Here is a 6,644-nt window from a genome sequence, read left to right on the forward strand (position 1 = left end):
TGTGTCTACTTGACAGGAGCCTGTGCAAATCGGTGCTCGATTTCTGACAGTCAGTGCTCGATTTCCACACATTCCATCATTCCACGTAAGAAGATTTAGTTAATGAAAGTTCCGGTTATAAAACAAAAGAAACTGGCCCCACACGGTTCATGTCGTGTAAGACCAGTTTTTACAATTCTTATTTGGTTCAATCTGCCTTTAATTCTGTATATACAACTAAACGTTGACCGTATGTACCAAGATCTTCAATGTAATCTCCCGTACAAGTGATCAAATTAAGCATTCTTCTTGGTGTATACCCGAAAATTTGATCTATTGGAGCTTCACCCAGATTGTAGGCTTTTTTATCAACGACCTCAAATACTAATGTTTCACCATTTTTACCGGTTATTTGTACTTCATCACCGGCTTCGAGCTCATCCAGATTCCAGAAGATACCCTTGCCCTCAGGGTCGTTTACATGACCTGCAACTACTGCACTCCCTTGATCACCTGGTTTAGGTCCCGATTCATACCAACCTGCACTTCGGTAATTTTTTGGAACATCCATCTTACCATTCTTTTGCAGACCGACATGTTCAACATTTGCTTCAACAGATATATTTTTTATCTGGATCGATGAAGGTACTACTCCGTTTAAAGGTTCATCAAATGCATTTGCATAAAAAGTTTCTTTGGTGCTATCTTTGGTTTTTGAGTCCAATTGTTCTGCCGTTTGTTTTTCAGTAGATTCTTCTTGTACATTAGTTGATTCTGGTTTGGTGGAATTAGTGCTCTGCACCTGGTTGCAACCAACTAATATCGTTATAAATAGTATGCTTATTATCTTCTGCATCACACTAATCCCCCGCCTTTTACATTAACCTACTATTACTATTTTCCTTCAGACATTTGAAACTTACGGATTGCTACAACTGCTGCTAATGCAAGTGCACTAGCACCAATGATCCATAGCATCATCATGTCATTGTTAGCTGCTGGTTCGAACCCGGTTTTTGGCATTTCTGAAGGCATTTCTGATGCAAATTTGTCAGGGTATTGAGTTACAATAGCTCCAGATAGTGATTTGGATATGTTATTTGCATAAGCGTAACCCTCGTGAAACTTGTTATACGCTTCTTCATAGTTACCAGCTGCATAAGCATCGAATGAACCAATTAGCTGACTAACATGATCCTGCAGTTCTTCTGCTACAACATCTGCTGGGGCGTTACCATCTGTAGCAGTTGCCATGAATTCTGAGAAATCAGCTCGATATTGCTCTAACTCGTCTAATGCAGCTTGCTTAGCTTCCTCGTCCTCAGCAGCTGTTGCTTTTACATAGTCTACAAAGTAGCCAATATGGTTACTCCACATAGTCTTGAACTTTTCAGCAGCTTCAGCACCATACACTGATTCAATAGCTCCTGAAAGTTTATCTGTATTTGCAGATAGTTGTGCTGCATTTGCTTTAAAGATCTCCGCTGACTTTTCTCCTTCAATTCCATTTTGCATAGCTGTTACTGCAAATGCAACATGGCCAGAAAGAATATTATTTAATGTTAACCGAAGATCCGCTGCTGGTGTTACTGCCATCTGGTTATTGAACTTTTCCGGAAATTGAGCTGTAATTGCACTTGAAAGACCTTTTGCAGTCATAAATAAGTGAGCTCTAGCATCTGCTTGCTGGCTGTATGCTTTTGCATAATCTCCAGCAACATAAGAGTCAAATGCTCCAATTAACTGATTAACATGTGTTTGCAAACCTTCAGCTAATGCTTCAGCTTCGGCCCGGCCACCTGTTGCTTTTTCAAGAAATGCTGAAAAGTCTTTACGATACTGTGCTAGTTCACTTAAAGCAGCCTGTTTCGCTTCTTCATCTTTATTAGCAGTTCCTTTTACATAATCTACAAAATACCCAACATGTGCACTCCACATCTCTTTAAATGCCTTACCTGCCTCGTCCCCGTAAACGGAAGCAATAGCATCCGATAATGCCTGAGTGTTCTCAGAAAGTTGCGCTGTTGCAGCATCAAAGTCTTTCGCTCCTTCAATCCCTTTACGCATTGCAATGATGGCAAGGTTTCCGTGTTCAGATAGTAATGACCCTAAATTCGCTCTGAGATCAACAGCTGCATTTGTTACTGTTGGTTTCTCCATTGTTTCTGCACTTACAAGACCTCCATTTGCTGAAAATAATATTGCTGCACTCATTGGTGCTACTACTAATGCTTTTTTCCAATTCATCTAAAAACAACTCCTCTTCGTATTTTTTGTTTTTGTATGTTTCTACTAAGCTAACGAAGGTAATTTTGATTTGGATCACTTTTTCCAGAAGTTTTATCTGAAATTACTTATTACTCCAGTTCAATGAATGGTTAAAAGCCCAGATATCAGCGTTTTAAGGGGAGATAATTTTTAAAAATAAAAAAAGCCAGGATGCGTCGCAGCATCCCAGCTTCATCAATCTTATGAAATTGGTGAACTCAATAATATTTCACCTTTTGGCGTCTGACTGTTTTCATTTGGTTCTTTTGTAATTGCGATTGTATCCCAGTTATGCTGACCATCGTAATTCATAATGAAAGATACCGCACCGTTTCCATTTTTATTCGAGACAAATGTCCCAGCTCGATATGGTTTCCCATCTTCCAGCACCCACACTTGATATGCTTCATCACCTTCAAGCTCCGGAAGATCACTCGCTTGTATCACTAAGTTGGTTTTCTTATTTTGGTTAATCATCATAGCTGTTGCCTGGGCATTTACTCCTTCTGAAGGACTTAAAGCTATCATTTTTTGTATCGTATCCAGTGATGTTTCATTAGTAGGGTTAGATTCCTCAGGTTGACTGGATAGATATATTAGCGCTGCACCATTCCCTATAAGTGATAGTGTTAAAACAGCTGCAATTAAAGGTTTATACAGTCTTTTCTTTTTCTTTACGGGTTCGTTCACATCATTGATAGAGGTTACGTTACCATTATCCACAGGTTTTCCTTCTGCTTCATTTCTTGATTCTGAAGTTTCTGTTTGTCCTAAAACATTAGATAACACGCGTTTCTTCATTCCAGCCGGCGGTTCTGCTGGTTCACTGCTATATGGAAGGTCTTCCGTTAATTGTTGTAGCTCTAAAAGCTCCTCTTGACAATCCGAACACTCTAACAAGTGTAATTCAAATCTTTCCTCTTCTTCTTTAGTTAGCTGGTTATTAAAATAATCAAGCAACAAATCACAGTCTTTAGACATCATCCTGAACCCCCCTCTCGCTTGTAGGAGATAATATACTTCGTAAGTGTTTCAACGCTAAACGAACTCTCCCTTTTACCGTTCCAAGCGGTATCTCACATTCATCAGCAATCTTAGATTGAGACAATCCTTTAAAATAAAATAATTCTATAATTTCCTGTTGTTCGTTTGTCAGTTCTCTAATAGCCTCTCGGACTTCTTCACTGCGTTCTTTCCATTCTATCTGTTCTTCAGTAGATGGATTTAAATCATGCAATGCATCCCGTTCATCTAATTCATATGGGGTTTCCTTCTTCTTTCTCAGCATATCAATCGTTGCATTTCTCGTAACAGTCAATAACCATGAAGAAAGCTTACCTTTCGTTTCATCAAAGGTTCGTTGCTTTGACCATATCTTGGTGAAAACATCCTGCACAACTTCCTCGGCAAGGAATTTATTGTTGGTCATACGATAGGAAAAAGAAAACAATAGCTTTTCATAGCGATCGTATAGAAGCTCGAGAGCATTTTCATCATACGCTTGGGCTCGATTAAATAGTTCAACATCATGTTCTCGCATACCAATCTCCTTTTCAAAAAAAATAATATGCACTTATCATATCATAATTGCCTCACTGGAAGGGTGTTGGGCAGCACACTAAGAATGAAGTTCTAACTAGTTTACGATTTAGAAAGAGAAATGGATCACTTACACATATCCAATAATGAGAAAATATATAATTCCACGTTTACCTGAATTACATACAGGGAACATATATAATTCAAGTAAATTTTTATTCATGAAAGGGTCGATAAAAATGCGAGGTAATGCACAGTATCAACCAACAAAGAACAAGCAGCTTGCGGACGCTCAAGAGGTCTTATATGCAAAAGACTTTAAACATGCAGATATAGCAGGCGGCTACCGAAAGTCAAAGATAAAAGAATCTAAACGCGAAAACTAAATATACGTATAAAAGGCTCCTTTAGTAAAAAATTAAAGGAGCCTTTTTTATGCAGAAAGGATTTCGCTATTAAGGTTGGTCATAAGCCGAGTTTTCTAATAAGGTAACAGATCTAAATGCTCATTCGTAAGTTTTGTTGCTTTTTAACCCTCGCAGTTGATAGAAACTGTGACGTAACTGCTGTACTGATTTCCGCTACGGGCAGTCGCTTTCCGCGGGAGTCGACTGCCCTACGCTTCAATCAACCAGTAAGCATTATCATGATGGGTCGTTTGTTTAGTACTGTGCCAGTGAAGGCGAAGACTCCTGCGTGAGGAAAAGGCATCGGTGAGATCCGCAGTGCGAGGAGACTCACCAGCCTCCCTAAGGTGCGCGTAGTGTATTTTCGCAACGGTAAATAACATTACAGTTTATAACTTTTTCAACAACAACATTTAAAAAAAAACAGCTTATCTGAATAATAACTGAAAACCTAAATAACTGAAACTTTTCTAAGGTGGAATCGTAATACAAAGGTAGATATGAATAAGGAGGTCATTTTGGTGGCAGAACCAGCTTTACAACTAACAAATGTCAATAAAAAGATTGGCAAAAAAGAAATCATTAAAGGTCTAACATTTACGATTAATAAGGGTGAAGTGTTTGGTTTTATCGGCCCAAACGGCGCAGGTAAGACTACAACAATTCGAATGATTGTAGGACTCATGAATATAACGGAAGGTGACATTAGGATTCTTGGCAACAGCATAAAAACCGACCATAAAGAAGCAATACGGGAAATTGGTGCTATCGTTGAAAATCCTGAAATGTATCCATTTATGAGCGGTTTACAAAATCTTAAACACTATGCACGTATGATTCCCGGAATTACAAAAGAACGAATTAACGAGGTAGTTAAATTAGTTGGATTAGAAAGACCAATTAAAGAGCGATCCGGGAAGTACTCGTTAGGAATGCGCCAACGATTAGGAATAGCCCAAGCGCTACTTCACAAACCATCTGTTTTAATTTTAGATGAGCCTACCAACGGACTTGATCCTGCTGGTATACGGGAAATACGAAAATACATACGTAATCTTGCACAAACTGAAGATGTGGCTGTTATCATATCCAGCCACATGCTTGCAGAGGTCGAACAGATGTGTGACCGTATAGGTATTATTAAGAATGGTGAGTTGATTTCTACTCAGGATCTTAACGAGGCTCCAGATGGAGAGCTTGGCCACCAGATTCAAATGGAGGTAGAGCCGTTAAATAAAGCCCAGGAGTTATTAAAAGAACGGTATGAATTGGATACAGCTATTGTAGAAAATGTTATTACATTCCAGGGAGATAAAAAAAATATTCCATTGTATATTCAGTTGCTTGTTGAAAATAGCATAGCCATCTATCAGGTTGGAATATCAAAAACTACATTAGAAGATAAATTCTTTGATTTGATTGGAGAGAATACAATTGAGTAATTTCTTTCAGCTTTTAAAAAATGAACAAATTAAAATATATATACGGAAATCCACATGGGCAATGTACATTATTTTAGCACTCATCATCATCGGCCTAGGATTTACATCAAGTTTTTATCAGAACTCTGTCGCACCAGAGTACCATGAAGATACATGGCGCCAGACAGTTCAGGAGGAAAATGAAAAGCTTACCAAGGAAATGGAAGCCATGCAAGATAATGAAATAATGGCGGGCTACAAAGACCCAAGAATCGCAAAGAACACTTTCTATTTAGAGAATGATATTATGCCAGTAGGCTATGATACGTGGCAATTTGTTCTGGATAACCAGTTTCTGTTGTCGTTAGTTACGTTATTTACAATAATAGTTGCAGCCGGCATTATTGCAAATGAGTTTAAATGGGGAACAATAAAACTACTATTAATCAGACCTATATCAAGATCTAAGATTTTATTATCCAAATATGTTTCCGTGTTGTTATTTGCTCTATGGACACTCATTTTCACATTAGTATTCTCCTTTATCGTTGGGGCAATATTTTTCGGCATAAACAGTTTCGAGCCTCAAATTGTAATGAACATTGGTGATTCATTCGAACAAGTATCTGTAATTAGTCAAATTACAGCGGAGTATGGATTCCAATTGGTTACCTTACTGATGATGGCAACGTTCGCCTTCATGATATCAGCACTGTTCCGTCAAAGTGCGCTGGCAATCGGGACATCCATTTTCCTGTTATTTGTGGGGGGACCTATTGTAAGTTACTTTGCTGATAAAGCATGGGCAAAATATATTCTGTTTGCAAACACAGACCTAAACCGGTATGTAAATGGCACACCATTTATAGAAGGTATGACGCTCGGCTTTTCAATCGCCGTACTTGTTGTATATTTTGTTATTTTTCTGGCTGTCTCATGGCTGTCATTTTCAAAACGTGATGTAGCCGGTCATTAATCATTGCAATCATATTAAGTACAGGTTAAATCGAAACAATTTCGTTCTCTTTCA

At 38.4% G+C, this 6,644-nt stretch carries 7 protein-coding genes; 3 read left to right on the forward strand and 4 right to left on the reverse strand.

What is annotated here, in order from left to right:
- Positions 1-187: 187 nt before the first annotated feature.
- The 4 genes from ACOI1D_RS20685 to ACOI1D_RS20700 form a co-directional block, all read right to left on the reverse strand.
- Entirely contained in the window at positions 188-835 is a 648-nt protein-coding gene (locus ACOI1D_RS20685; protein WP_422503986.1) for a class F sortase, read from the reverse strand.
- A gap of 38 nt (positions 836-873) precedes the next feature.
- Positions 874-2,226: a copper amine oxidase gene (locus tag ACOI1D_RS20690; protein WP_422503988.1), complete on the reverse strand. Its 1,353-nt coding sequence runs from the start codon at positions 2,224-2,226 to the stop codon at positions 874-876.
- Between the two features lie 222 nt (positions 2,227-2,448).
- On the reverse strand, positions 2,449-3,231 hold the full coding sequence (locus ACOI1D_RS20695) for an anti-sigma factor (RefSeq protein ID WP_422503990.1): 783 nt from the start codon (positions 3,229-3,231) through the stop codon (positions 2,449-2,451).
- The gene (locus tag ACOI1D_RS20700; protein ID WP_422503991.1) at positions 3,221-3,787 is read right to left on the reverse strand and encodes an RNA polymerase sigma factor; all 567 of its coding nucleotides are present in this window, start codon (positions 3,785-3,787) and stop codon (positions 3,221-3,223) included. Before ACOI1D_RS20700 ends, ACOI1D_RS20695 begins: the two co-directional genes overlap by 11 nt.
- 238 nt (positions 3,788-4,025) lie before the next feature.
- On the opposite strand from ACOI1D_RS20700, the gene ACOI1D_RS20705 reads away from it, so the two are divergent.
- From ACOI1D_RS20705 to ACOI1D_RS20715, 3 genes are all read left to right on the forward strand, one after another.
- Complete coding sequence (locus ACOI1D_RS20705; protein ID WP_422503992.1) at positions 4,026-4,172, forward strand: YfhE family protein; 147 nt, start codon at positions 4,026-4,028, stop codon at positions 4,170-4,172.
- Positions 4,173-4,714: 542 nt separating this feature from the next.
- Complete coding sequence (locus ACOI1D_RS20710; RefSeq protein WP_422503993.1) at positions 4,715-5,635, forward strand: ABC transporter ATP-binding protein; 921 nt, start codon at positions 4,715-4,717, stop codon at positions 5,633-5,635.
- Positions 5,628-6,590 carry an ABC transporter permease gene (locus ACOI1D_RS20715; RefSeq protein WP_422503994.1) on the forward strand — a complete coding sequence of 321 codons (963 nt, stop codon included), beginning with the start codon at positions 5,628-5,630 and terminating at the stop codon, positions 6,588-6,590. The genes ACOI1D_RS20710 and ACOI1D_RS20715 overlap by 8 nt, the downstream gene beginning before the upstream one ends.
- The last annotated feature ends 54 nt before the right edge of the window (positions 6,591-6,644 follow it).

It is taken from the genome of Virgibacillus sp. DJP39, from assembly GCF_049310925.1.
GTDB lineage: Bacteria > Bacillota > Bacilli > Bacillales > Amphibacillaceae > Virgibacillus_F.

Bases quoted from the DNA above. Each gene is read 5' to 3' on its own strand.
- ACOI1D_RS20685 (WP_422503986.1), bottom strand. From the start codon at position 835: ATGCAGAAGATAATAAGCATACTATTTATAACGATATTAGTTGGTTGC.
- ACOI1D_RS20690 (WP_422503988.1), bottom strand. From the start codon at position 2,226: ATGAATTGGAAAAAAGCATTAGTAGTAGCACCAATGAGTGCAGCAATA.
- ACOI1D_RS20695 (WP_422503990.1), bottom strand. From the start codon at position 3,231: ATGATGTCTAAAGACTGTGATTTGTTGCTTGATTATTTTAATAACCAG.
- ACOI1D_RS20700 (WP_422503991.1), bottom strand. From the start codon at position 3,787: ATGCGAGAACATGATGTTGAACTATTTAATCGAGCCCAAGCGTATGAT.
- ACOI1D_RS20705 (WP_422503992.1), top strand. From the start codon at position 4,026: ATGCGAGGTAATGCACAGTATCAACCAACAAAGAACAAGCAGCTTGCG.